The following is a 24,471-nucleotide window of genomic DNA, read 5'->3' on the forward strand; positions in this document are numbered from 1 at the left end:
AAGTCACCAGCGTGGCCACCACAGCCAAGCTGGTTGCGCTTACGCGCAACGCGCCATGCCTGGCGCACCACAAAAAAGGCCCTCGCAAGGGCCTTTGTCGAAATATTACAGCTCAGGAATGCTCGGTCACCACCGCCGCCGCCGCTGGCTTGTCTACCGGTGGCGCGAAGCGCAGCGCGGTCACCGCACCGACCGCGCCCATGACCAGGCAATAGCCGACACACACCCAAGGGCTCCACGGCACCAGCGCTATCAGCAGCAGCGGTGTGGTACTGGCCCAGGCGGCATAGGCGATGTTGTAGGTGAACGAGATACCCGAGACACGGATGTCGGCCGGAAACAGCCCGACCATCACCGACGGCACCACGCCGACCACGCCACATCCCAGCCCGGCCACCGCGTAGGCCACACCCGGCCAGGCCCAGCCGCCGATCAGGCTGGCGTACAATCCGGCCACACCGAGTGGCAGCAGCAGGCTGTACACCACCAACGCGCGCCAGGCGCCGATGCGATCGACCAGCATCCCCGCCAGCACGCAGCCGATATTGAGGAATACGATTCCCAGGCTGCTGAGGGCAAAGGTGTGGCTGGCGCTCATGCCGAAACGTTGCTGCATCAGGGTCGGCGTGATCACTACCAGCACCACCACCGCCGAGGTCAGCACGCAGGTCAGGATGACCGCGGGCCACATGGCCTGGCGGTGCTCGCGCAACACGGTGCGCAGCGGCAACTCCTGACGCTGCGCGTTGCGCTCGCGCAGGGCGAGGAACACCGGGGTCTCGCTCAGCCAGCGGCGCAACCACACGCCTATCACGCCAAACACGCCCCCCAGCAGGAACGGCAGACGCCAGGCGTAGGCGAGGATTTCCTGCGGGGTGAACAATTGCGCCAGCGCCGTGGCGGTCAGTGCGCCGATCAGGTAGCCGAATGTCAGGCCTGCCTGCAAAAAGCCCAGGGCATAACCGCGGCGCCCGGCCGGCGCGTGCTCGGCCACGAACACCCAGGCACTCGGCACCTCGCCGCCCACCGCGGCACCTTGCAGAATGCGCAAGGCCAGCAGGATCAGCGGCGCGGCGTAGCCGATCTCGGCGTAGGTGGGCATGACGCCGATCAACAGGCACGGCAGCGCCATCATCAGGATGCTCAGGCTGAACACCTTCTTGCGCCCCATGCGGTCGGCGAAGTGGGCCATGAGGATGCCGCCCAGAGGCCTGGCCAGGTAACCGGTGACGAAAATGCCAAAACTTTGCAGCAAACGCAGCCACTGCGGCATTTCGGGCGGGAAAAACAGCTGGCTGAGGGTCAAGGCGAAGAACACGAAAATAATGAAATCGTAGATTTCCAGCGCGCCGCCCAGGGCGGCCAGACCCAAGGTCTTGTGGTCGCCGCGCGACAGGCGCAGCGCGGGGGCTTGAGGCTTGGCAGGCATGCAATCATCCTTCGATGAAATTGGCGGCGCTCGCGTGGCGCCGTCCGAAAGCGCGCAGGATAGCAAAAACCGTCGTTGGCGGTTCGACCCGCGACGCGTGCCCAGGAGCCTCGGCCCATTTGTCACGGAGTTTGGCGGGTATGCGGCCAGCGCTGATATTTCGATCGTAATACTATTGCGGCATTCTCCTCGACCGAACAAGGAATCGTCCCGATGCAGACCCCATCTCTGGAAGAAGTGCTGGCCCAGTGGAAAGCTCAGGAAGCGGCCATCCGCGCCACATTGGGAGAGCCTGGCGCCCTGAGCATGGCGCAGGTCAGTGCGCTGGAACCGAAAGAATTCTTCGAAGGCATCGCCCGCGGCGAACTGCCCTGCCCGCCCATTGGCGTATTGCTGGACTTCGTACCCATCGAATGGTCGCCCGGTACCTTCACCTTTCAGGGCACCCCGGACACCCGGCACTACAACCCGCTGGGTGCGGTACATGGCGGTTATGCCGCGACCTTGCTGGACTCGTGCATGGGTTGCGCCATTCACACTCGCCTGCAGAAGGGCCAGGGCTATACCACCCTGGACCTGCGCATCAGTTATATCCGCGGCATGAACGAGGCCACCGGCCCCATTCGCGCCGAGGGCAAGGTGGTTCACGTAGGCCGCTCCACCGCCCTCGCCGAAGGCCGAATCGTCGATGCCAGTGGCCGCCTCTACGCCACCGGCACCACCACCTGCATGCTGTTCGGCAAGCCCGACTGAGGTCTAGTTTCTGCCTCCAGGGGCGGCAGCGGCTTGTGCATCGGCCGCAACGGTACGCTCGCCACTCGCAATGCCTGGCCGTTGTCCCGGTAGCCCAGACGTTGGTAGAAGCCCTGCCCGGTGAGCGTGCTGTAGATCAGCACGCGCGCTCTGCCGATGCGGGCCAGATGCCGCTCCAGCGACTTCATCAAGCTCTGGCCGACGCCCCGGCGGAAAAACTCCGGCAGCACGTAACAGAGGCTCACCTCACCCGTGTCGCGCACCATGCCGACACCGACCGGCTTGCCCTGCAACCAGGCCACCTCGACCTGCGCCGTGCTGTCCGAGAGCCATGCCGTCACCTGCTCTGCCGAATGACGGCGCAGCCAGGCATTTACCAGCAACGGATTGTTACGATGATCTAGGGCGCAGCCGGCTCGGAACGAGCGGACCAGAATGCGACTGACAAGGCTGGCGTCACTGGCCTTGGCGGGGAGGACTTGGGGGTAGATATCCATATCATGACTCCTGCTCCAGAGTGGTAAGGCCCCCGAAAGGGCCAGCGTCAACATACGCCTCACCTCGGCAACGAGCGACCTTCGCAGCGTTACAATTCGTGAGTGTGCGAATGCGCCCGCGTGCCCGGAACAACGGCCGATGTCCCGGAAAACCCAGGGCTTATCGGCGCAACGGTGCGCAGTGGCAGGCGCAGCACCACGCTCAGACCACCGTCGCGATTATCGAAATCAAGCTGCCCCGCACAGCGCTGCACGATCGCCTGCACGATGGCCAGCCCCAGGCCGCAGCCCGCCTGCGGCCCACTGCGCCAGAAACGCTGGGTGAGCAGTTGCAGGTCGGCCGGGGCGATGCCTGGCCCCTGGTCCTCGACCTCGAACAACGCCCGCCCGCCATCGGTACGCAGACGCAACACCACCTGGCTGGTCACCGGGCTGTGGCGCAAGGCGTTGTCCAGCAAGTTACGCAACGCCGCGATGGCGAGGGCCGAGGGCATCTCCAGACAGGCTGCGGGCAGCCGCTGGGGGATCTGCAGATCGATCCGTTCGCGATCACCATGGCTGGCGTCCTCGATGGCCAGGTGCGCCACCTGCTCAGCGGTGCACTGCACACCGTCATCGAACGACAGGCTGCCCTCCACCCGCGCCAGCAGCAGCAATTGCTCCAGCGTGCGGTGCAAGCGATCGGCGCCCAGTTCGGCGTTTTCCAACGCCTGCTCACGCACATGGCCGTCGGTCATGCGCGCTACCTGCAAGTGCGTCTTGACCGCGGTCAACGGGCTGCGCAACTCGTGAGCGGCGTCCCCGGTCAGCCGGCGCTCGCGCTCCAGCGTGCGGGCAATGCGCAGGAACAAGGCATTCTGGGTCGCCTGCAACGGCTGCAGTTCGCTGGGCAGACGATCTATCTGCAGCGGCTCGAGAGAATCCGGGCTGCGTCGGGTCAGCGCGTCACGCATGCGATGCAGCGGTGCCAGGCCCTGGCGCACCCCCAGCCACAACACCCCGAGGCTGCCCAGCAGCGCCATCAACACCGGTGCCGAGGCCGCCAGCAACATCGAGGTATTCAGGGCTTCACGCTCCTGCTGGCGGTCGGCGGTGGTGATGCGCACGTTATCCCGCGCCAGGGTGAAACTGCGCCAATGGGCGCCGTCGATGACCTGATCGTGGAAGCCGCTCTTCTGATCATCCAGCGTCTGCTCGGCACTGCTGTGGCTACGGGCGAGGATTTCGCCGCGCAGCGAGCTGACCTGGCACGCCATGCCGTCGGGAATGCTCAATTGATCGGCACTGAAATGGGTACCGTTGCCCTGGGTCGACAACGGCGCGGGCAACTGATCGACCAGCCCGGCCACCATGCGCGCCGACGCCACCAGGCGCTGATCGAGGGAAAACATCATCTGACTGCGCAAGTCGCGAAACATCCAGGCGGCCGCCAGTGCCCAGATCAGGATGAAGGCGCCGCCCAGAATCAGACTCAGGCGCAAGCGCAGGCTCATGCTCCCTCCTGGGTCGGCAACTGCGCCGGCCCCAGCCGGTAGCCCAGGCCACGCACCGTCTCGACGATGCCGTTGCCCAGTTTGCGCCGCAGGTGGTGGATGTGCACGTTGAGAGCGTTGCTTTCGACCTCGTCGCTGAAGCCGTAGACGCTGTCCTTGAGCTGATCGCCCGAGAGCACCCGGCCGCGGTTGTGCAACAGCGCCTGCAGCAACGCTTGCTCGCGCCGCGACAGGTCCACCGCCACCTCGCCCAGCCAGGCTTCCCGGCTGCTGGGGTCGTAACGCAGCGGGCCGTGCTCGATGATATTGACCGTGCGCCCGGCGGCACGGCGCAGCAAGGTGTGCAGACGGGCGCTGAGCTCACGCAGATCGAAGGGCTTGAGCAGGTAGTCATCGGCACCCGCCTGCAACCCGGCGACCCGATCGGTGACCGCGTCGCGGGCGGTCAGCACCAGCACCGGCAGCACCTGCCCTAGATGCCGCAGGCGCTGCAGGAGCTTGAGACCGTCTTCGTCCGGCAGCCCGAGGTCGAGCACCATGACATCGAAATGCGCGGTGTGCAGCAGGCTTTGCGCCGCAGCGGCGGTGGCCACGCGGTCGACGATCAGGCCCTGGGCACCCAGCCCGGCGACGATGCCACTGGCGATCAGGTCGTCATCCTCACAAAGCAGTACGTGCATGGGGGTTCTCGCGGGACGTGAAGGAGGCAGCATGGTCGAGGCCGATTAAGCGAGGATTATAGCCATAGTGAATGCGCGCAGCAGGCGTCGGCCGTCCGATCGGCGGTGCCCGGCAGCGTCGTTAATCCGCGGTTAATGGCCCGACGTCATGGTAGCGCCTGCCGACATCACTCTGAATTCTGGATACCCGCACATGCTGAGCTTCAACCTCGGGCCCTTCGCCCTGTCGCTGCAACACCTGAGCCTGCTGGCGGCGGTTGGCCTGGGCATGCTCGTGGCCTGGGGGATCGAGCGGCGGCGCCCCGGCAAACGCATGGCAGAGTCGGTGATCTTCTGGCTGTTCGCGGTCGCACTGCTGATGGCCCGTATCGGCTTCGTAGCCCGCTACTGGCCGCAGTACCGCGGCGATCCACTGCAGGCGATCGACCTGCGCGATGGCGGCTTCCTGGCCTGGCCCGGTGTCGTCACTGTGGTATTGGGCACGCTGTTGGTCGCCTGGCGGCGGCCACCGCTCAAGCGTCCGCTGGGCTGGGGCGTGAGTGCGGGCCTGGTGCTGTGGGTACTGGTCAGCGTCACCACTGAGCAACTGGAGCAGCACCGCCGCATTCCCGCGCTGAACCTGCAAAACGCCTCAGGCCTGGTGGTGCCCTTGGCCGACCCACGCGGGCGGCCAATGGTGGTCAACTTGTGGGCCACTTGGTGCCCGCCCTGCCGACGGGAGATGCCCGTGCTGCGCCAGGCCATGCAGGACTATCCGCAGGTCGCCTTCGTGCTGGTCAACCAAGGCGAAAGCGTGGCGGACGTCAGCACCCTCCTCGGCACCGTGGGCATCGATAGCACCCGGGTGTTGTTCGATCCGCAGATGGCGATGGCGCTACAGGTGGGCTCGGCCGCCTTGCCGACGACCTTGTTCTACAGCGCCGACGGCCGCCTGGCAGGCACCCACCTGGGTGAACTGTCGGCGGCGAGCCTGGCCCATGCGCTGGAAGTGTTCGGGTTGTAAGGTTAAACCTGTCGGGGGCAAGCCCCCTCGCTACAGACTCGCCCCAAGCGCGAATCAGTGCCCGGACGCCGCCGGCCCTGCCTTGGCGCTGAACGGCGGCTTGGCCAGCCAGACGAACACCACCAGCGCGGCGAACATCCAGCCCATCAGAGTGAAGTAATCCACCGTCGACAACATGTACGCCTGGCTCTGCACGATCTGATCCAGTTGGCTGTAGGTGGTCTGCCCTGCCCCGCCCATGGTCTGGATCGCGTGCTGCGTCGCCGGATCGTAGGCGGTGATGCTTTCGGTCAGATAGGCATGGTGCTGATCGGCGCGGCGAATCCAGATCCAGGTCGTCAGCGATGCGGCAAAGCTGCCGCCCAGCGTGCGCAGGAAGGTCGCCAGGCCGGAACCGTCGGCGATCTGCGAGGGCGGCAGGTCCGACAGCAGAATGCTCAGGGTCGGCATGAAGAACAGCGCGATGCCGATGCCCATGAACAGCTGCACCAATGCGATGTGGGTGAAGTCCACCTGATTGGTGAAGCCAGCACGCATGAAGCAACTGGCGCCAATGGCCGTGAACGCCAGGCCGGAGAGAATCCGCAGGTCGAACTTCTGCGCGTACTTGCCCACGAAGGGCGACATCAGTACCGGCAGGATACCGATCGGCGCCACCGCCAGCCCCGCCCACGTTGCCGTGTAGCCCATTTGCGTCTGCAGCCACTGCGGCAGGATCAGGTTGATACCGAAGAATCCGGCGTACCCCATTACCAGGCTGCAGGTACCGACGCGGAAGTTGCGATAGGCGAACAAGCGCAGATTGACCACCGGGTGCTCGTCGGTCATTTCCCAGATCACGAAGATCGCCAGGGAGATCGCCGCGATCACCGCGCCGATGATGATGAAATTGGACTCGAACCAGTCCATGTCATTGCCCTTGTCGAGCACCACCTGCAGCGCACCGACACCGATGATCAAGGTGATCAGGCCGACGTAATCCATGGGCTGGCGACTGAGGGTCACTGGTCGCTCCGCCAGCTGCTGACGCACGATACCGGCAGCGATGATACCCACCGGGATATTGATGAAGAAGATCCACGGCCAGCTGTAGCTGTCGGTGATCCAGCCGCCGAGGATGGGTCCGGCAATCGGCGCCACCACGGTGACCATCGCCAGCAACGCCAGGGCCATCCCGCGTTTGGCCGGCGGATACACCGAAATCAGCAGCGTTTGCGTCATCGGGTACAAGGGGCCGGCAACCATGCCCTGGATGACCCGGAAGCCCACCAGTTCCGGCATCGAGGTCGAAATGCCGCACAGGAATGAAGCCAGCACGAACAGCAGTGTCGCCCACAGGAACAGCTTGACCTCACCGAAGCGGCGGCTCAGCCAGCCGGTCAGCGGCAAGGCGATCGCGTTACTCACGGCGAACGAGGTGATGACCCAGGTGCCCTGCTCGGAACTCACCCCCAGGTTGCCGGAAATCGTCGGCAAGGCGACGTTGGCGATGGTGGTGTCGAGCACTTGCATGAATGTCGCCAGCGACAGCCCGATGGTACTGAGCAGCAGGCTGGGCGGCGTGAACGACGCATTGTTGCTCATCACTTGTCCTTCGAAGGCGTGGCGCCGCGACGACCAGCGTCGCGGCGCGAATGGCAGCGGATCAGCGCTGGGCGGTGCTGCCCGCGGCGCTGTTGTCGTGGATCAGGCGAGCGATCATGGCGTCGGCCTCACCCAACTGCTGGTCATAGACGTTGGTGGTGAACGAGGCCTTCTGCGGCGGTTGCTGCGCCAGTACCGGGCCGCTCTGGTCGTGCAGGTCGACATCGACCACCGTCGACAAACCGATGCGCAACGGATGCTTGGCCAGTTCGTCGGCATTGATGTGAATGCGCACCGGCACCCGCTGGACGATCTTGATCCAGTTGCCCGTGGCGTTCTGCGCCGGCAGCAAGGCGAACGCACTGCCAGTACCGGCACCGAGGCTGTCGACGGTGCCGCTGTACTTGATGTCGCTGCCGTAGATGTCGGATTCGATCTCGACGTTCTGGCCGATGCGCATGTTGCGCAGCTGGGTTTCCTTGAAGTTGGCGTCGATCCACAGCTGGTTCAGCGGAATCACCGCCATGGTCGCGGTGCCCGGCTGGATGCGCTGGCCCAGTTGCACGGTGCGCTTGGCGACGTAACCGGTCACCGGCGCAATCAAAGTGGTACGGGCGTTGGCCAGGTAGGCGTCACGCAGCTGGGCGGCAGCGACCTGCACGTCCGGGTGATCGGAGATCACCGTGGCATCCACCAGCGCCGAGGTGCTTGCCAGTTGTTGCAAAGCGTTGTTCAAAGCGCTCTGGGCCGAGGTCAGATCGTCCCGGGCGTGGGACAGTTCTTCCTGAGAAATCGCCCCGCCGGCCGCCAGGCTGCGACGCCGATTGAAGTTGTCCTGCGCCTTCTGCACGTCGGCACGGCGGGCGTTGACCTGGGCCTTCATGCCGTCAACGTTGCTGTACAGCCCGCGCACCTGGCGCACCGCCTTGGCCAAATTGGCCTGGGCGTTCTGCAGGGCGATCTTGGAATCGGCAGGGTCGAATTGCAGCAGCACCTGACCGGCGTGCACCAGGTCGCCGTCGTCGGCACCGATGCTGGTGACGGTACCGGTGACCAGCGGGGTGATCTCCACCACGTTGCCGTTGACGTAGGCATCGTCGGTGCTCTCGTTGAAGCGCCCGTAGAGTTCGTACCAGGCCCAGACGCCGAGGCCGCCGAGCACCACCACGAGCAGCACGATAAACAGCATCAGCTTGCGCTTGCCGCCGCCTTTTTTCTCGGGCGCGGCTTTGTCCTGCGGTTGGGCAGTGTTGTCGGGAGCAGTATTGGAAGGGGCAGTAGCCATGACAAGTACCTTGAATTATTCAGTCGGCGTGGCGGTAGCGGAAGGTGCCTGGGCGAGTTGATCGTCCTGGAAGCCACCGCCCAGTGCCTGCATCAATTGGATCGACTGGTCGATCCGCTCGGCGTTGAGGCTGGCCAGTTGTTGTTGAGCCTGAAGCAGTTGTTGTTCGATGGTCAGCACATCGACGTAGCTGCCGATGCCGGCGCCGTAGCGCTGGCTGACGCTGTCGTAGGAGCGCTGGGCAACGTCGACGGCGCGCTGGGACGCTTCGATCTGGCGATTGAGCGCGCGCAGCTGGACGATGCTGTCGCTGACATCCCCCAGCGCCTTGACCAGGCTCTTGTTGTACTGCGCCACGGCCAGGTCGTAGTCGGCATCCCGGGCATCGAGGTTGGCGCGCAGGCGACCACCGTCGAAGATAGGCAGCGATACCGTCGGCGCGATGTTCCAGAAGCGGCTTGGACCGCCCAGCAGCGCGTCACCGAGGATCGACTGCACGCCAGCTGCGGCGCTCAGGTTGAGATTGGGATAGAAGCGCGTCTTGCTGGCGACCACGTCCTTGCTCGCCGCCTCGACCCGCCAGCGCGCCGCCACAAGATCAGGACGACGGCCAAGCAGTTCGGCGGGCAAGGTCGATGGCAATTGCACCACGCCAGGTTGCAGGATTCTCGGCCGGGCGATCTCGTTGGCGCGGTCCGGGCCCTTGCCCAGCAACACGGCGAGGGCGATGCGGGCGCTGGCCAATTGCTTCTCGGCATTGATGGCCTGCTCCTGGGAGCTGGCCTGCAGGCTTTCGGTCTGTTGCAGCTGATAGTCGCTGTCGACGCCGGCAACGTGTCGGCGCTGGCCGAGGCTGAGCATCTGCCCGGTGCGCTTGAGGTCTTCCTGGGCGAGGTCGGCGACGATGTGCGCCCGGCCCAGATCGCTGTAGGCGCGGGCGACGTCGGCGGCCAGGGTCAAGGCTGCAGCCTGGCGGTCGACTTCCGCCGCGCGGGCCTGGCCCAACGCCGCTTCCCAGGCCGCGCGCTGGCCGCCCCAGAGGTCGAAGTTGTAGTTGAAGGTCGCCTCGATGTTGCGCGAGGTCGAATAGGCTTCGCCGACGCCCAGCGGGTCCTGCTCACGGTCGAAGCGCGCACGCTGGACACTGGCATCCGCATTCAGGGTCGGGCTGCGGTCGGCATCCGCAGCCGCCGCGGCGGCAATCGCCTGGTGAGTGCGGGCGCTGGCGATCTGCATGTCCGGGCTGTCGCGCAGGGCTTCGCGGATCAGGCCGTCGAGCTGTGGATCGCCGAGGCTGGTCCACCAGTCTCGCTTGGGCCAGGCGGCTGGCGACAGGGCGATGCCCGCCAGCGACTGGCCGGCCTTGAGGTCCTGAGCCTCGAGGCTTTTGCCCGAGGTGTCGAGACCGTGAAAATTGGCGCAACCGGCCAGGCTCATGGCGACCAGCACCAGGCTCAGGCGCAGACGTTGTGTTGTTCCGCTCATTTCATTTGACCTATGCGCGCTATCGTCAGGGCGTCCCCGGCAGCGACTAGTACTTTCATCAGAATGCGCTCCAGATCCGCCAGTTCGGCCGGCTCGAGCACGCCTACCAGTTGATTCATTGCATCGGCGCCGATGTGCGGCAGGCGGTCCGCCAGCTGCCGACCGGCGTCGGTCAACTCGACGCGAATCTGCCGCCGATCGGCTTCGCTGCGACGGCGGCGGATCAGATCCTTCTGCTCGAGCCGGTCGAGCATGCGCGTCATCGATCCGCTGTCCAGCGACAGGTAGCGGCACAGCTCGGCCGGGGTGTCGACCTCGAACTGCTGCATGATGATCAGCACCTTGAACTGCGCGGCGGTCACGCCATCGGGCACCAGATGGGTATCGAGAATGCGGTCCTTGAGGGCACAGCTGCGGCCCAGCAACAGGCCGATGGTGCAACTCTGGAAATTCTCGGGAGTGAAGTGTTTCATGCAAATCGACCCAAAACCCTGCCTAGGCAGTTAATGTGTCTAAATGTTACTGCTTAGGCAGCGAATGTCAAATCACTTATTAGCATGCTATCAAATAGGTTGCGCTGATAATGTAGCGAGGGGGCTTGCCCCCGATACGCAAGCGCTGACACCACTTGGGGTGTCAGCTATGGCCTATCGGGGGCAAGCCCCCTCGCTACAGGGAATGAGGTCGGTCTTTCAGGCGGGTATGCCGCTGTGAAAGCGGAATTCGCTGTCGGGGGTTTCGATCAGTTCGGCTTCGGCAATGCGCACGCGCTCGATGACCTTGGCGATATCGGCCGCGTCACCATGCTGGTAGGCCAGCTTCAGATAGCCTTGATAATGGCGCGCTTCGCTTTTCAGCAAACCATGGTAGAAGCGCCCCAGCTCTTCATCCAGATGCGGCACCAGCGCCTCGAAACGCTCGCAGCTGCGGGCCTCGATAAAGGCGCCGACCACCAGGGTGTCCACCAGCTTCACCGGTTCGTGGCTGCGCACCTGCTTGCGCAGGGCCGAGGCATAACGCCCGGCGCTGAGGGGCTGCAGCTCGATCTTGCGCTTTTTCATCAGGCGCATGACCTGCTCATGATGCACCAGCTCTTCCCGGGCCAGACGCGACATCATGTTGATCAAGTCGGCATGCACGGGATAACGCGCGATCATGCTCAGGGCGGTGGAAGCCGCCTTGAATTCGCAGTTCTTGTGGTCCAGCAGCAGCGTGGTCAGGTCCGCCAGCGCGGCCTCGACCCAGGCGTGGGGCGTGCGGCAACCGAGAAAATCATGAATTTCGGCCAGCATGGGCACGGCTCCCCTGTCAAAAGCGCGGGATTATAGAGGGCGCAGACTCAGGTAGCGAGGGGGCTCGCCCGCGAAAATTTTCGGGGCACCGGCCTTTTTCGGGGGCAAGCCCCCTCGCTACAGGATGCGGTTGGCGCCCAGGGCATCTTCGAGAAAGCCGGGCGCGATATAGCGCTCGTAGTGCGCTTCGGAAAGGATGAAGAATTCCCGATCAATGGCATCGCGCAGCTGCGGCAGGTCCCAGTCGCGAAACTCCGGCAACAGCGCGATGCCGTACGCCTCAAGATTGACGATCACTCGCGCACCGCGCGCAATCAATTGATATGCCCAGCAATAGGCCGATTGCTGCTCGACGAAGCGGATCTTGCGTTGCAGCAATTGTTCACGCAGGCGCATCGCATCGAACACCTCCAGCTTGGCCACCATCACTTGCACCAGCAGCTGTTCGAGGCGCAACCAGACTGCGCGCTTGGCGGCCTCGTCGTATCCGTTCCAGTGAATCACTTCATGGTGGAAGCGCTTGCAGCCACGGCACACCAGATCCCCGTAAACAGTGGAGCAAAGGCCGACGCAAGGGGTCTTGATGGAGTTGTTGGACATGGCGACACAGGGCACTGACAAGCGGAACAGACGCCCATGTTAGCCCTTTGTCTAACGAGGGTCACCCCAGAAGTCGTAGGGCTTAACTTACCTTTCTCGTTTTTTTGCCGTAGAATCGTGCAGCCTTTCCAAGGCAACAAAAATATCCGTTGGAAGCTGTTTTCAAAGCGTCACGAGCACAGTCGATCCAGCAGGACGGAATGGATGCAGGTTTCACCCCCTTTTAACCTGCTCCCAGCCCTCATCAAGCCTCCCGTCCTGCAGGCGTAAAACTTTGAAAGCAGCTTCTGCAAGGAATGTCCGTCACCCAGGCTAAACGGCCCAAGAAGCCGTGCAGCGCATGGGCGCGGGGATTTACTGGATGAGCGTCCCGATCCGGGACCACTGATGAGGGTAATGACTGTGCTTGAAGCCTACCGCAAACACATTGAAGAGCGTGCCGCCCAGGGTATCGTGCCCCAGCCGCTTAACGCCGAACAAACTGCAGGCCTGGTCGAGCTGCTGAAAAATCCCCCTGCCGGCGAAGAATCCGTACTGGTCGACCTGATCACCAACCGCGTACCACCAGGGGTGGACGAAGCGGCCTACGTCAAGGCCGGCTTCCTGTCCGCCCTGGCCAAAGGTGAAGTCAGCTCGCCTCTGATCGACAAGAAGCGCGCGACCGAACTGCTGGGCACCATGCAGGGCGGCTACAACATCGCCACCCTGGTCGAGCTGCTGGACGATGCCGATCTGGGCGCCGTCGCTGCCGAACAGCTCAAGCACACCCTGTTGATGTTCGACGCCTTCCACGACGTCGCTGAAAAAGCCAAGAACGGCAATGCTCACGCCAAGGGCGTGCTGCAGTCCTGGGCTGACGGCGAATGGTTCAAGAAGCGTCCTACCCTGGCCGACAAGATCAGCCTGCGCGTCTTCAAGGTCACCGGCGAAACCAACACCGACGACCTCTCCCCCGCTCCGGATGCCTGGTCGCGCCCTGACATCCCACTGCACGCCCTGGCCATGCTGAAAATGGCCCGTGACGGTATCGTCCCGGACGTGCAAGGCTCCATCGGCCCGATGAAGCAGATCGCCCAGATGTACGGCGATGGCTTCCCGGTCGCCTACGTCGGCGACGTGGTCGGTACCGGTTCGTCGCGTAAATCGGCGACCAACTCCGTGCTGTGGTTCTTCGGCGACGACATCCCGTACGTGCCGAACAAGCGCGCCGGTGGTTTCTGCTTCGGCTCCAAGATCGCACCGATCTTCTACAACACCATGGAAGACGCCGGCGCGCTGCCGATCGAGTTCGACGTCAGCAACATCAACATGGGCGACGTCATCGACCTGTACCCGCACCAGGGCAAGGTCTGCAAGCACGACAGCGACGAAGTGATCACCACTTTCGAACTGAAAACCCCGGTCCTGCTTGACGAAGTCCGCGCCGGCGGCCGTATCCCGCTGATCGTCGGCCGCGGTCTGACCGACAAGGCCCGTGCCGAACTGGGCCTGGGCCCGACCGATCTGTTCAAGTTGCCGGAAGCCCCGGTCGACACCGGCAAGGGCTACACCCTGGCGCAGAAGATGGTCGGCAAGGCATGCGGCCTGCCAGCGGACAAGGGCGTACGTCCTGGCACCTACTGCGAACCGAAGATGACCACCGTCGGCTCCCAGGACACCACCGGCCCGATGACCCGCGACGAGCTGAAAGACCTGGCCTGCCTGGGCTTCTCGGCCGACCTGGTCATGCAGTCGTTCTGCCACACTGCGGCCTATCCGAAGCCGATCGACGTCACCACCCACCACACCCTGCCGGATTTCATCCGCACCCGTGGCGGCGTGTCCCTGCGTCCCGGCGACGGCATCATCCACAGCTGGCTGAACCGCATGCTGCTGCCTGATACCGTCGGCACCGGTGGCGACTCGCACACCCGCTTCCCGATCGGCATCTCCTTCCCGGCCGGTTCCGGTCTGGTCGCCTTTGCCGCTGCCACCGGCGTCATGCCGCTGGACATGCCGGAGTCGGTACTGGTGCGCTTCAAGGGCAAGCTGAACCCTGGCATCACCCTGCGCGACCTGGTTCACGCGATTCCGTACTACGGCATCCAGAACGGCCTGCTGACCGTCGAGAAGAAAGGCAAGATCAACGCCTTCTCCGGCCGCATCCTGGAAATCGAAGGCCTTGACGACCTGACCGTCGAACAAGCCTTCGAACTGTCCGACGCCTCGGCCGAGCGCTCCGCAGCCGGTTGCACCATCAAGCTGCCGGAAAAAGCCATCGCCGAGTACCTGAAGTCCAACATCACCTTGCTGCGCTGGATGATCAGCGAAGGCTACGGTGACACTCGGACCATGGAACGTCGCGCACAAGCGATGGAAGCCTGGATCGCCAAGCCGGACTTGCTGTCTGCCGACGCCGATGCAGAATACGCCGAGATCATCGAGATCGACCTGGCCGACATCAAGGAGCCCGTGCTCTGCGCGCCGAACGATCCGGACGACGCCCGTCTGTTGTCCAGCGTTCAAGGCCAGAAGATCGACGAAGTGTTCATCGGTTCGTGCATGACCAACATCGGCCACTTCCGCGCTGCCGGCAAGTTGCTGGACAAGGTCAAGGGCCAACTGCCGACGCGCCTGTGGCTGTCGCCGCCGACCAAGATGGACGCGCACCAGCTCACCGAAGAAGGCTACTACGGCATCTACGGCAAGGCTGGCGCACGTATGGAAATGCCGGGCTGCTCGCTGTGCATGGGTAACCAGGCACGGGTAGAACCGAACTCCACCGTGGTGTCGACTTCGACCCGTAACTTCCCGAACCGTCTGGGCGATGGCGCCAATGTCTACCTGGCTTCCGCCGAGTTGGCCGCCGTAGCCTCGATCCTGGGCAAGCTGCCAACCGTCGAGGAGTACATGGAGTACGCTGCCAGCATCGACAGCATGGCAGCGGACGTGTACCGCTACCTGAGCTTCGACCAGATCGCCGAGTTCCGTGAGGCAGCCGCCAGCGCGAACATTCCGGTGGTTCAGGCGTAAGCAAAACCCGCCGTAAAACAAACCCGTCAGCGGGACTGCCCGGTTACAGTGGGCAGTTCATCTGACGGGTTTTTTATTGAGCCCTGCGACGGGCTTGACGCGCCGTATTGCCGATCAAAGCACCTCCAGCACCTGTGCCTCCAACTCGATGATCTGCCCCACCGACACGTTCAAATAGTCGTAGCGCCTGAGATTGCTGGGCTGAGGATTTGCCAGATTGCCCAATTGTTCTTCCTCAGAAGAAACCGCTACGCGCTGCCCATCACTGTCGCGCAAATAGAAACGAAACCCTTCCTTGATCGATCCGTCGCCGATCAGTTCGACCTTCCAGGCGTCCGTCACCTTGGCGAGCTGATAAAACCCCAGATAGCCATTGATACTGACCCCCAGCTTGGCCCCCGCATACTCATGGCGAGCCGGTGCTGCGCTGATGTCGTAGTAAAGACGATCATCTTCATGCTTCAGATAGTCGAACTGCAACGGCACTGCGGGCATATCGCTGCCCCCACGCAACAGCCAGCCACTTTTGCCGAATTCATGCCGACTGGAAAATCCGATCGGCCCCGAAAACTGCGGCGTGACACTGCGCACACGGGCGATGAATGACTTGCCGATAATGTCGTCCATGATCAATTCCTCAGCACCACTCGATCAAACGCAACTCGAATATCCCCTCGATGCCGTCCATCACGTTGATCACGTCACCATCAACCAGTACCAGTTCATCGTCGATATCCCTGAGCTGGATACGCGCCGGGGTTTGCTCATCGCCTTCGGCCGACACAAACAAACTCCATAGTCCATTGCAGTCAGCGACCGGGTAGAGACCAAGAGCACCGCTGACATCAATTGCCACGACCATGCTCGCATCGACCGAGAGAATTTCGAATGTCGGCATCCCGTCCATCATGCCTCGAAAGTTGAACGTCAGCGCGGTGGCCTCTTTGTCATCCAGGCACCTGAAGACATGCCCCTCGCCATCATCGACCGCCACTACATTCAACGGCTTTTCAAATTTCTCGCTAACGCAAGACAGGGATGCGATAAATGATTTTTCTGAAAACTCATGCATGATGGAATCCTCTTCCGTTGTTCATATTGACAGGCATCAGCCTTGATACCTGATTTCAAATTCGGCGATCACGCCATCCAGTACATTCAGATAGCCCACGCGCCGAACATAGGCGCTGTAGCCATCAGCGAGAGAACCGCTGCGCGATGTCTTCGTTTGAATTCCAGCGCGTTTGCCATCGGCATTGCGTAACAGACAACGCAGCGGCTTGCCTTGGCTGTCTTTGCTGGTAATTTCCATACGCCAGACCGCTGCCTGATCCACGGAAGGATAGAAGCCAAGGTAGCCGTTGCGACTGACATCCAGCGGCGCCCCCTCATAACCCGCAGCATCCTCACCCCCTTTGATCGCAAAGAGAACCCGTCCCTCGGCAAGTCCGAGGTACTTGAAGTCGAAGGTCACGGCGCTCTTGGCTTTGCCGTCCACTACAAGCCAGCCCTGCTTCGCGAACCCTCCCTCAGTGGTTGCTGCCACCAGACCACGAAAGCCCTTGGTGACACACATCAATTGCGCTTTGAATGATTTTTCAGCCGATTCATCCATGATCTTTCTCCTGTCGAGCGCCTCATCCGAGGATGACGAGCGCCCAGTGTTCAATCCGATAAAATGGCGTCGCGAAGCATGAACTCGACAATCGAGCCTCTCCTGACATTGAGATAGATCGACTTGCCACCCGCGCAGTACTGCGCACCGTATCGCTGGCCGCTCTTGCGCTCGCTGTTTATCAACGCCACCCGCTCACCCGCAGCACTGCGCAGCCAGAAGCGTGCCGGGCGCCCGGCGTGCGCCTGAGCGGTCACTTCGATCTTCCATCGATTGGTGACGCTGGCGATGTTGTACAGCCCCAGAAATCCACTGGTACTGATGCCCAATGCTGCGCCAGCGTAAGCCGCAGATTCATCCGTACCCGTGATTGCGTACAGGAACCGCCCCTCGGCCTCGCCCTGATATGCAAATCTCAATCGACTGGCGGACTCAGGATTGCTTGAGAGCAGCAGCCAGCCGCCCCGGGCCACACCTGCGTCCGGCGACAGCTGGATGGCGCCGCGGCCAGCCTCACATCTGCACATGAGCTGTGCCGTAAACGAACGTCCAATCAGATCTTCCATGACGCTTCCTCCCTGTTGATGTTGTGGCGCATTCAAGCGCCTGTCGGGGCGCTGGAAAGCATATGACCATGACGCCCAGCACACTGGCAGAGTGAAAAAATCCCGACGAAAAAAATGCCCCGCTCGATTTTCGAGCGGGGCATTGCGATATCGGCAACCGACGCGCAACGCGCGCCGGTCAGTTGAGCGAACTCAAGAGGTCACTGCACCACTCAGCGCGAGATCCATCAACTCGCGGTTCGCCACCGCATACATGGCGTAATCGGTACCGGTTGCGGCCTTGAGTTCATCCAGCATCGAGCGCCAGCGCTTGACCATCGCCTCATGCTGCTCCAGCCACAAGGCGACCCGCGCTTCGACCTCTTGCGGCGCATCGTTCATCTGCAGCACCGAGATGGTGATGGCCCGCTGCTGGTGGTCGATGTCATCGCGAAAGGCTTCACGTGCCAGCGCTTGCCAGTTGTTTTCCACCGGCAGGCTGCTGATCTGCTGCAGGTACCAGTTCAGCTCCAGCGAGCTGCCGACGGCGAAAAACGCCTTGGCCACGTCGGCGGCCGATTGCCCGGTCACGTCCGATGCCTCGATGATCGGCAGCAAGGTGTAAAGGTGGCTGGTACCGGCGACCATGCGCGCCAGCAATTCCGGCACTCCGGCGGCGACATAACCCTGATAGCGCTCTTCCCACAGGGCGCGCGTCGGACCTTCGAGCAGCTCGTTGAGCTTGAGCCCCAAGGCGGCGATGTGCGGCCCGAAGTGCGCCACGTCACGCCCGGCGTCCAGATCGTTGCGGCGGCTGCGCAGGAACCAGCGCGTGGCGCGACGACCCAGACGCATCAACTCGTCCATCAGTTGCAGCTGCACATCGGCCGCCACCTGATAGTCCAACGCCTCGATCTGGCGGAACCAGTGCGGCAGGTGGAAGATATCGCGCACCACCACATAGGCACCGGCCACGTTGGCCGCGCTCATGCCGGTCGACTCCTTGAGCCGCTGCACGAAGGTGATGCCCATGTTGTTGACCAGATCGTTGGCGATCTGGGTGCTGACGATCTCGCGCTTGAGGCGATGACGGCGCATGGGTTCGGCGTACTTGCTCACCAAGGATGGCGGGAAGGCCGTCTCCATATCGCGAGTGAGGTAGTCGTCGTCCGGCACCTGAGAGGCCAGCAAGGCTTCGTTGAGGTCGATCTTGCTGTAGGAAATCAGCACCGAGAGCTCGGCACGGGTCAGGCCCTGCCTGGCCGCGATGCGCTCGTTGAGTTGCTCTTCGGACGGCAGGAACTCGATGGCGCGGTCGAGCTTGCCGCGAAGTTCGAGATCGGCCATCAGACGACGGTATTCGGCGATCCGCTCGTAAGCGCGACGAGCCGCCAATGACAGCGCCTGGGTCTGCTTGTAGTTGTTGCCCAGCACCAGATGGCCGACCTCGTCGGTCATGCTGCCAAGCAACAGGTTGCGCTGCTTCTCGGTCATGTCCCCGGCCTGCACCGCATCGTTGAGCAGGATCTTGATGTTGACCTCATGGTCGGAACAGTCGACGCCCGCAGCGTTATCGATGAAGTCGGTGTTGGTCGCACCGCCGAGCAGGCCGAACTCGACCCGGCCCAGCTGGGTCATGCCCAGGTTGCCGCCCTCGCCTACCACCTTGCAACGCAGCTCGTTGCCGTTGACGCGCAGAGTGTCGTTGGCCTTGTCGCCGACATCGGCGTGGGTCTCGCTGCTGGCCTTGACGTAGGTACCGATGCCGCCGTTCCACAGCAGATCGACCGGTGCCTTGAGCAAGGCGTTGAGCAGCTCGGTCGGGGTCAGCTTGTCGGCCTGGATGTCGAAGCGTGCCTTCATCTGCGGGCTGATGGCGATGCTCTTGGCGCTGCGCGAGAAGATCCCGCCGCCCGCCGACATGATCGCGGTGTTGTAGTCGCTCCATGCCGAGCGCGGCAGATCGTAGAGGCGCTGGCGCTCGGCGAAACTGCTGGCCGGCTCCGGGTCGGGATCGATGAAGATGTGCAGGTGGTTGAACGCCGCCACCAGTTGCAGCTTGTCCGACATCAACAGACCGTTGCCGAACACGTCACCGGCCATGTCGCCGACGCCGACCACGGTGATGCTGTCTTCCTGGACGTTGATGCCGCGCTCGCGGAAGTGCCGCTGCACGCCGACCCAGGCGCCCTTGGCGGTGATGCCCATCTTCTTGTGGTCGTAACCGGCCGAACCGCCCGAGGCGAACGCGTCGCCGAGCCAGAAGCCGTAGTCGATGGCAATACCGTTGGCGATGTCGGAGAAGGTCGCGGTGCCCTTGTCGGCAGCCACCACCAGGTAGGGGTCATCGCCGTCGTGGCGGGTGACGTTGGCCGGTGGCACCACGCCGCCGTCCTTGAGGTTGTCGGTGATGTCCAGCAGGCCGGAAATGAAGATTCGGTAGCAGGCGATCGCCTCGTTCTGAATGTCATCGCGAGTGCCACCCAGCGGCAGACGTCGCGGCAGGAAACCACCCTTGGCACCGACCGGCACGATGACGGAGTTTTTCACGTGCTGGGCTTTTACCAGACCGAGCACTTCGGTGCGGAAGTCCTCTTCGCGATCGGACCAGCGCAGGCCGCCACGGGCGACGTTGCCGAAGCGCAGATGCACGCCTTCGACCCGCGGGCTGTAGACGAAGATCTCGAACTTGGGCACCGGCTTGGGCAGCTCGGGGATCAGCTTGGGATTGAACTTGAAGCTGAAATACGACTTGGCCTGGCCATTGGCGTCCGGCTGATAGAAGTTGGTGCGCAGGGTCGCCTTGATCAGGTCCAGATAGCGGCGCAGGATGCGGTCTTCGTTGAGCACCTGGACATCGTCGAGGGCGCTGAGAATCGCCTGTTCCAGGCGCTGTTGCTTGTCGTCCAGATCGTCGCCGGCCAGCTTGCGCGCCAGGTAGAAACGGGTCTTGAACAGGCGCGTCAGCTCACGGGCGATGTCGGTGTGGTTGTTGAGGGTGCTGGCGATGTAACCCAGGTCGAAGCCCAGGCGGATCTGCTTGAGATAACGCGCGTAGGCACGCAGCAGGGCAACGTCACGCCACGGCAGGCCGGCGGTCAATACCAGGCGGTTGAAGGCATCGTTTTCGGCATCGCCGTTGACGATGTGCACGAAGGCATCCTGCAGGGTGTCGTTGAGCTGCTGAATGTCGAGCTTGAGGCCTTCGCTGTAGGTAAAGGCGAAATCGTGAATCCAGTATTCGCGGCCATTGCGATGGCGCACGCGATAAGGGAATTCACCCAGCACGCGCAGGCCGAGGTTCTCGAGGATCGGCAGCACGTCGGACAGCGCCAGCGGCGTATCGGCGTGGTACAGCTTGCAGTGCAACTGGCGCTCGCCGGACTGCGCCAGCGGCTGATAGAAGCTCATCACCAGCGGGCGGCTGTCGGACAACGCCTGCAAGTGCTGCATGTCGACCACTGCCGAGTGGGCGGCGAAACGCTCGCGGTAGCCCGCCGGGAAGCCCTTGGGGAAGTCCGCCAGCACGTTGGTGCCCTGGGCCTCGCCGAAGCTCTCGATGGTCAGTGCGGCGTAGTCGTCCTGCCAGGAGCGGCAGGCCTGGATCACTTCGTTTTCCAACTGCGCAGGGTCGATGTCCAGGCGTACGCGAGGGTCGACGCGCAGGATCAACTGTACCCGCGCCAGCACCGATTCCGAGAAGAAGGTCCAGAACTCGCAGTCGCTGGCCTTGAGACGCTCCATCAGCACCTGCTGGATTTTCAGCCGCACTTCAGTGGAGTAGACATCACGCGGCACATAGGCCAGGCAGTAGCAGAAACGCCCGTACGGGTCCTTGCGCAGGAACACGCGGATCTTGTTGCGCTCCTGGATCTGCACGATGGCCATGACAGTGTTGAACAGCTCGTCGACCGGGGTCTGGAACAGGTCGTCGCGCGGCAGCACCTCGACCACCTGGGCCAGTTCCTTGCCCAGGTGAGCCTTGGCGTCGAAGCCGGAGCGCCGCTCGATTTCAGCGACCTTGCGGCGGATGTAGGGGATCTGATGAACGCTCTCGCCATACACCGCCGAGGTGTACAGGCCCATGAAACGGCATTCCTTGATGACCTTGCCGCTGGCATCGAGCTGACGCACCGACACGTAATCCGGATAGGCCGGACGGTGCACGCGGCTCGGGTGCGCAGCCTTGGCGAAGGAAAGCAGTAGCGGTTCCTGCAGGTAGCTGACGGCGTAGTCCTCGATGCGCAGGTCGTCGGCGGTCAGGCCTTTGCGGACCAGGCGGGTCAGGCCGAGGAACGAGCTCTCGTCATATTGCAGTTGACCGCCATGGGCATCGCTGGCTACCACGAATTCTTCATAGCCGAGGAAGGTGAAGTGGTTGTCCACCAGCCATTGCAGAAAGGTCTTGACCTCGGCTTTTTCGTCTTCATCGACCGCATAAGGCGTCTCGTCCACCAACGCCAGCAGGTCACGCACCTTGTTTTTCATCGGCTCGAAGTCGGCGACCGCGATCCGCACCTCCACCAGTACCTGTTCCAGCTCCCGGGCCAGCGCGCTCATGTCGGCGGCGCTGGCGCAACGGTCGATCTCCAGGTACATCAGCGACTCTTGCAGTACATCGGCGCCGCTGCTGCCCTTGGGCAGCACTTCGAGCAGCTCGCCTTGCGCGCCGCGGCGCACGCTGAGCACGGTGGTCTGCAAGGTGTGGATGCTGTAGCCGCGGCGGTTGAGTTCGGTGCGCACCGAGTCGACCAGAAATGGCAGGTCGTGGTGCAATACTTCGACCGCGGTATGAGTGGACTGCCAGCCATGGCGTTCGTAATCGGGATTGTAGACCCGCACCTGCGGCTGGGCATGTTCGAAGCGCGCCAGCAGGCGCCAGGCGGACAGCGTGCAACCGGCGAGATCGGAGAGCCGCCGCTGGGTAAGCTCGTCCATCGAGATGATGCCGAAGAACTGATCGGCGAACAGCGCCACTTGTGGCAGTGCCTGCTCGTCGATGTGCTGCGCCAGTGCCGCTTTCAGTTGATGCTGGAAGTCGGCTTTGCTGGCCGCGGTGAAGAACGCCATCTGTGATACTCCGCTTTGGCTAGTGATCGAATGAAGCGTCGCGTGCACTTCCCCTGTTCGGATCAACCTTAGTCAAGCTTGTACCAGGGGGAAGAATTAAATACGGCGCACCAGCTTAGAAGACCGGCCAACTGATAACTTGCGGGGATGCGACATTTTGAGGCATTGACGGGTTGCACTTGGTATAACCCGGGGATGTTGTCGATAATGGCTATATTCCTGACAAGCATTCATCGCGCAAAGCTGGCAAAATTCTTGCTCTTGCACCCTCGCCCCGGACTCCCCCATGAAACTCGACGCCCAATCCCTGATCGCCAACCCCTGCGACGAAGAAGAAGCCAACATGGCGCTGGTGTGCTGCCACGGCCTCATGGGCGAGTTGTTTCTCATGACCCGGATTCCGGAAGAAGACGAGATCGAAATCACCTTCGGCGAAAACGACCCGCAGCTGGTGCGCGACATCAAGGTCACCCTCGGTGCCGATCAATTGCTGATCGAAGTGGCCGCGATCGATGCCGGCCTGTTCAACGGCCGCGACACCCTGGACATCGAACACTCCACCGATGCCGCCGATTTGCCTGAAGTGCTGGAGACCCTGACCAATATCCTGCGAGGTACGGGGACGCTGGTCAAAGGCCTGTAATCTCGACGCCCAGACTAGTCAGCGAATGTCTGACGGAACAGACCATTGGCATGATCGATGGCCGCTGCGACTTGCGGCACTTCCTCGGCCAATACCGCGTTGGCGCTCAGCGACGCCTCTACCGCCGCGATCAACTCGCGCAAGCGCTGTCTGGGCTCGGGGACATCACAGGTTTTCGCCAGATCCAGTATCCCGAGACGCGATCGGAACAGGCTTTTGGAACTGGCAAGCGTCAGGGCCAGAGAGTCCTCGGGGATATAAGCCGTGGTATTGACGATGTCATAAGCCGGGGCCAGTCTGGCGTCCTTGCCGAGAGGATCGGCATAGAGCAAGCCGAAATTCTTCAAATGCGCATCGCCATTGCCGACCATGCAGCTCAAGGCGACGATATCGAAGAACTGCCTCAACGATGACCGAACCTGTTCTGGCGCACAGAACAACCGAATCGCCCGGGCGATCTTCTCGTAGCTGGCATTGTATTTTTCCTCGGTGCCCACGCCGGTCAACACGGCCATGTCTTCGAATCCCAACGGCCGCTGCTGATCGTCACGATCGAAACGGCGCATGATGAACAGCTTGCGATTATCCGAGAGGAAAAACTCAGGCACCGGCATGCCTGCGCGGCGAGCTGCGTCCATGCACAGGAACTCGTTGATGGCCAACCCGGGAAAATCCTCACGGCCGGTCTTGACGATCAATTCGGGCGTCAGCAGGGTCGCCTTGGGATCCGCCGCCATGGCCTCGGGCACCAGCACCTTCGGCTGAATGCCGGAAATGCCCGCGCGCAGAATGTACTTGTCTACCAGTTGGGTAAACAGGTCCTCGGCGCCGTCCCAGGCCAACAGATCGGCCAGCCGCTCGCCGCGGGGCATGGCACCTCGGTCGAGCATCGAATCCAGCGCCGCTGAATGCACCTGCACCTGGCCAATGGGTGACCCGCTGCCCGTAAGCGCCAGCAACAGCATGGGATTGAGCAGGGTAGTCTTGGCCAGACGATGGCGCAGCTGCTCCAGCACGTAACCTTCGGGCAGGTTCATCTGGAACACCGGGTGCAGGGTGCGGGACAAGTAAGGCATATCGCGCACAGCCATGGTCAGACTGATCTGGGCTTCGTCCGGCATACCGATCCCGTAGCGAAACAGATAGTCCCGATCGCCCTCGTGCGACAACTCCCCGCACGCCCCGTGAGCAGTCAAGACTTGCACGCGATCGAGAGTACTCACTTGAATACCTCACGCAGCTCTTCAAAGGTGGGCTTGCGCGCGGGGACGATCTTGACCTCGGAGGCCATGGCGGCGATCACCTTGGCATAGAAGAACATCGACACCGTCGGCTTGCCCTTTTCCATTTCGGCGAGTTTCTGGCGGGTGATGCCTGCGCGTTCGGCCAGCTCGATCAGGGTCATGCCGCGCTGCTTGCGCATGCTGCGCAACTGATCACCCAGACGTTCGATAAGCAGGACAGGATCCATTTTTGTTACCTTAA

General features: G+C 62.7%; 20 protein-coding genes and 1 pseudogene. 4 read left to right on the top strand and 17 right to left on the bottom strand.

Annotated features, from left to right (window positions below; genetic code table 11):
- Window positions 1–112 precede the first annotated feature (112 nt).
- Window positions 113–1,429, bottom strand: coding sequence for an MFS transporter (locus tag AC3WJP_RS26610; RefSeq protein WP_493721391.1), 1,317 nt, complete (start codon window positions 1,427–1,429; stop codon window positions 113–115).
- Window positions 1,430–1,642: 213 nt separating this feature from the next.
- Here AC3WJP_RS26610 and AC3WJP_RS26615 point away from each other — a divergent pair, with 213 nt between their 5' ends.
- Window positions 1,643–2,182, top strand: coding sequence for a PaaI family thioesterase (locus tag AC3WJP_RS26615; protein ID WP_493721390.1), 540 nt, complete (start codon window positions 1,643–1,645; stop codon window positions 2,180–2,182).
- Here AC3WJP_RS26615 and AC3WJP_RS26620 read toward each other — a convergent pair.
- The 3 genes and pseudogenes from AC3WJP_RS26620 to AC3WJP_RS26630 form a co-directional block, all read right to left on the bottom strand.
- The gene (locus AC3WJP_RS26620; protein WP_493721389.1) at window positions 2,134–2,679 is read right to left on the bottom strand and encodes a GNAT family N-acetyltransferase; all 546 of its coding nucleotides are present in this window, start codon (window positions 2,677–2,679) and stop codon (window positions 2,134–2,136) included. The genes AC3WJP_RS26615 and AC3WJP_RS26620 overlap by 49 nt on opposite strands.
- Before the next feature lie 170 nt (window positions 2,680–2,849).
- A pseudogene (locus tag AC3WJP_RS26625) lies at window positions 2,850–4,172 on the bottom strand (ATP-binding protein); the annotation flags it as partial.
- On the bottom strand, window positions 4,169–4,852 hold the full coding sequence (locus AC3WJP_RS26630; RefSeq protein ID WP_493721388.1) for a response regulator: 684 nt from the start codon (window positions 4,850–4,852) through the stop codon (window positions 4,169–4,171). The pseudogene AC3WJP_RS26625 and the gene AC3WJP_RS26630, both read right to left, overlap by 4 nt.
- 193 nt (window positions 4,853–5,045) lie before the next feature.
- On the opposite strand from AC3WJP_RS26630, the gene AC3WJP_RS26635 reads away from it, so the two are divergent.
- On the top strand, window positions 5,046–5,855 hold the full coding sequence (locus AC3WJP_RS26635; RefSeq protein WP_493721387.1) for a prolipoprotein diacylglyceryl transferase family protein: 810 nt from the start codon (window positions 5,046–5,048) through the stop codon (window positions 5,853–5,855).
- A 54-nt stretch (window positions 5,856–5,909) separates the two neighbouring features.
- On the opposite strand, the gene AC3WJP_RS26640 is transcribed toward AC3WJP_RS26635, so the two are convergent.
- From AC3WJP_RS26640 to AC3WJP_RS26665, 6 genes are all read right to left on the bottom strand, one after another.
- Window positions 5,910–7,439 carry a DHA2 family efflux MFS transporter permease subunit gene (locus AC3WJP_RS26640; RefSeq protein WP_493721386.1) on the bottom strand — a complete coding sequence of 510 codons (1,530 nt, stop codon included), beginning with the start codon at window positions 7,437–7,439 and terminating at the stop codon, window positions 5,910–5,912.
- A gap of 61 nt (window positions 7,440–7,500) precedes the next feature.
- Window positions 7,501–8,724 carry an HlyD family secretion protein gene (locus AC3WJP_RS26645; RefSeq protein ID WP_493721385.1) on the bottom strand — a complete coding sequence of 408 codons (1,224 nt, stop codon included), beginning with the start codon at window positions 8,722–8,724 and terminating at the stop codon, window positions 7,501–7,503.
- 15 nt (window positions 8,725–8,739) lie between these two features.
- Window positions 8,740–10,209, bottom strand: a complete 1,470-nt coding sequence (locus tag AC3WJP_RS26650) for an efflux transporter outer membrane subunit (RefSeq protein ID WP_493721384.1) — start codon at window positions 10,207–10,209, stop codon at window positions 8,740–8,742.
- A complete protein-coding gene (locus AC3WJP_RS26655) occupies window positions 10,206–10,682 on the bottom strand; it encodes a MarR family winged helix-turn-helix transcriptional regulator (RefSeq protein ID WP_493721383.1) in 477 nt (158 codons plus the stop codon). Before AC3WJP_RS26655 ends, AC3WJP_RS26650 begins: the two co-directional genes overlap by 4 nt.
- A 219-nt stretch (window positions 10,683–10,901) precedes the next feature.
- On the bottom strand, window positions 10,902–11,501 hold the full coding sequence (locus AC3WJP_RS26660; RefSeq protein WP_493721382.1) for a MiaE family protein: 600 nt from the start codon (window positions 11,499–11,501) through the stop codon (window positions 10,902–10,904).
- Between the two features lie 117 nt (window positions 11,502–11,618).
- Window positions 11,619–12,101 carry a DUF1289 domain-containing protein gene (locus AC3WJP_RS26665; protein WP_493721381.1) on the bottom strand — a complete coding sequence of 161 codons (483 nt, stop codon included), beginning with the start codon at window positions 12,099–12,101 and terminating at the stop codon, window positions 11,619–11,621.
- Window positions 12,102–12,503: 402 nt separating this feature from the next.
- Between AC3WJP_RS26665 and acnB the strand changes: the two genes are divergently transcribed.
- Window positions 12,504–15,113, top strand: coding sequence for a bifunctional aconitate hydratase 2/2-methylisocitrate dehydratase (gene acnB, locus AC3WJP_RS26670; protein WP_493721402.1), 2,610 nt, complete (start codon window positions 12,504–12,506; stop codon window positions 15,111–15,113).
- Between the two features lie 114 nt (window positions 15,114–15,227).
- Here acnB and AC3WJP_RS26675 read toward each other — a convergent pair whose 3' ends face one another.
- The 5 genes from AC3WJP_RS26675 to AC3WJP_RS26695 form a co-directional block, all read right to left on the bottom strand.
- Window positions 15,228–15,740 (bottom strand): hypothetical protein, encoded by a 513-nt coding sequence (locus AC3WJP_RS26675; RefSeq protein WP_493721380.1) that lies wholly within the window; start codon window positions 15,738–15,740, stop codon window positions 15,228–15,230.
- A 10-nt stretch (window positions 15,741–15,750) separates the two neighbouring features.
- Window positions 15,751–16,185 (bottom strand): hypothetical protein, encoded by a 435-nt coding sequence (locus tag AC3WJP_RS26680; protein ID WP_493721379.1) that lies wholly within the window; start codon window positions 16,183–16,185, stop codon window positions 15,751–15,753.
- Between the two features lie 36 nt (window positions 16,186–16,221).
- Window positions 16,222–16,728: a hypothetical protein gene (locus AC3WJP_RS26685; RefSeq protein ID WP_493721378.1), complete on the bottom strand. Its 507-nt coding sequence runs from the start codon at window positions 16,726–16,728 to the stop codon at window positions 16,222–16,224.
- 50 nt (window positions 16,729–16,778) lie between these two features.
- Complete coding sequence (locus AC3WJP_RS26690; protein WP_493721377.1) at window positions 16,779–17,294, bottom strand: hypothetical protein; 516 nt, start codon at window positions 17,292–17,294, stop codon at window positions 16,779–16,781.
- A gap of 192 nt (window positions 17,295–17,486) precedes the next feature.
- Window positions 17,487–22,343 (bottom strand): NAD-glutamate dehydrogenase, encoded by a 4,857-nt coding sequence (locus tag AC3WJP_RS26695; RefSeq protein ID WP_493721376.1) that lies wholly within the window; start codon window positions 22,341–22,343, stop codon window positions 17,487–17,489.
- A gap of 286 nt (window positions 22,344–22,629) precedes the next feature.
- Between AC3WJP_RS26695 and AC3WJP_RS26700 the strand changes: the two genes are divergently transcribed.
- Window positions 22,630–22,986 (top strand): hypothetical protein, encoded by a 357-nt coding sequence (locus tag AC3WJP_RS26700; RefSeq protein ID WP_493721375.1) that lies wholly within the window; start codon window positions 22,630–22,632, stop codon window positions 22,984–22,986.
- A gap of 14 nt (window positions 22,987–23,000) precedes the next feature.
- On the opposite strand, the gene AC3WJP_RS26705 is transcribed toward AC3WJP_RS26700, so the two are convergent.
- Complete coding sequence (locus tag AC3WJP_RS26705) at window positions 23,001–24,209, bottom strand: type II toxin-antitoxin system HipA family toxin (protein WP_493721374.1); 1,209 nt, start codon at window positions 24,207–24,209, stop codon at window positions 23,001–23,003.
- A complete protein-coding gene (locus tag AC3WJP_RS26710; RefSeq protein WP_493721373.1) occupies window positions 24,206–24,457 on the bottom strand; it encodes a helix-turn-helix domain-containing protein in 252 nt (83 codons plus the stop codon). Before AC3WJP_RS26710 ends, AC3WJP_RS26705 begins: the two co-directional genes overlap by 4 nt.
- Window positions 24,458–24,471: the final 14 nt, after the last annotated feature.

The sequence above is a fragment of the Pseudomonas sp. GW821-FHT01A09 genome (genome assembly GCF_058986725.1).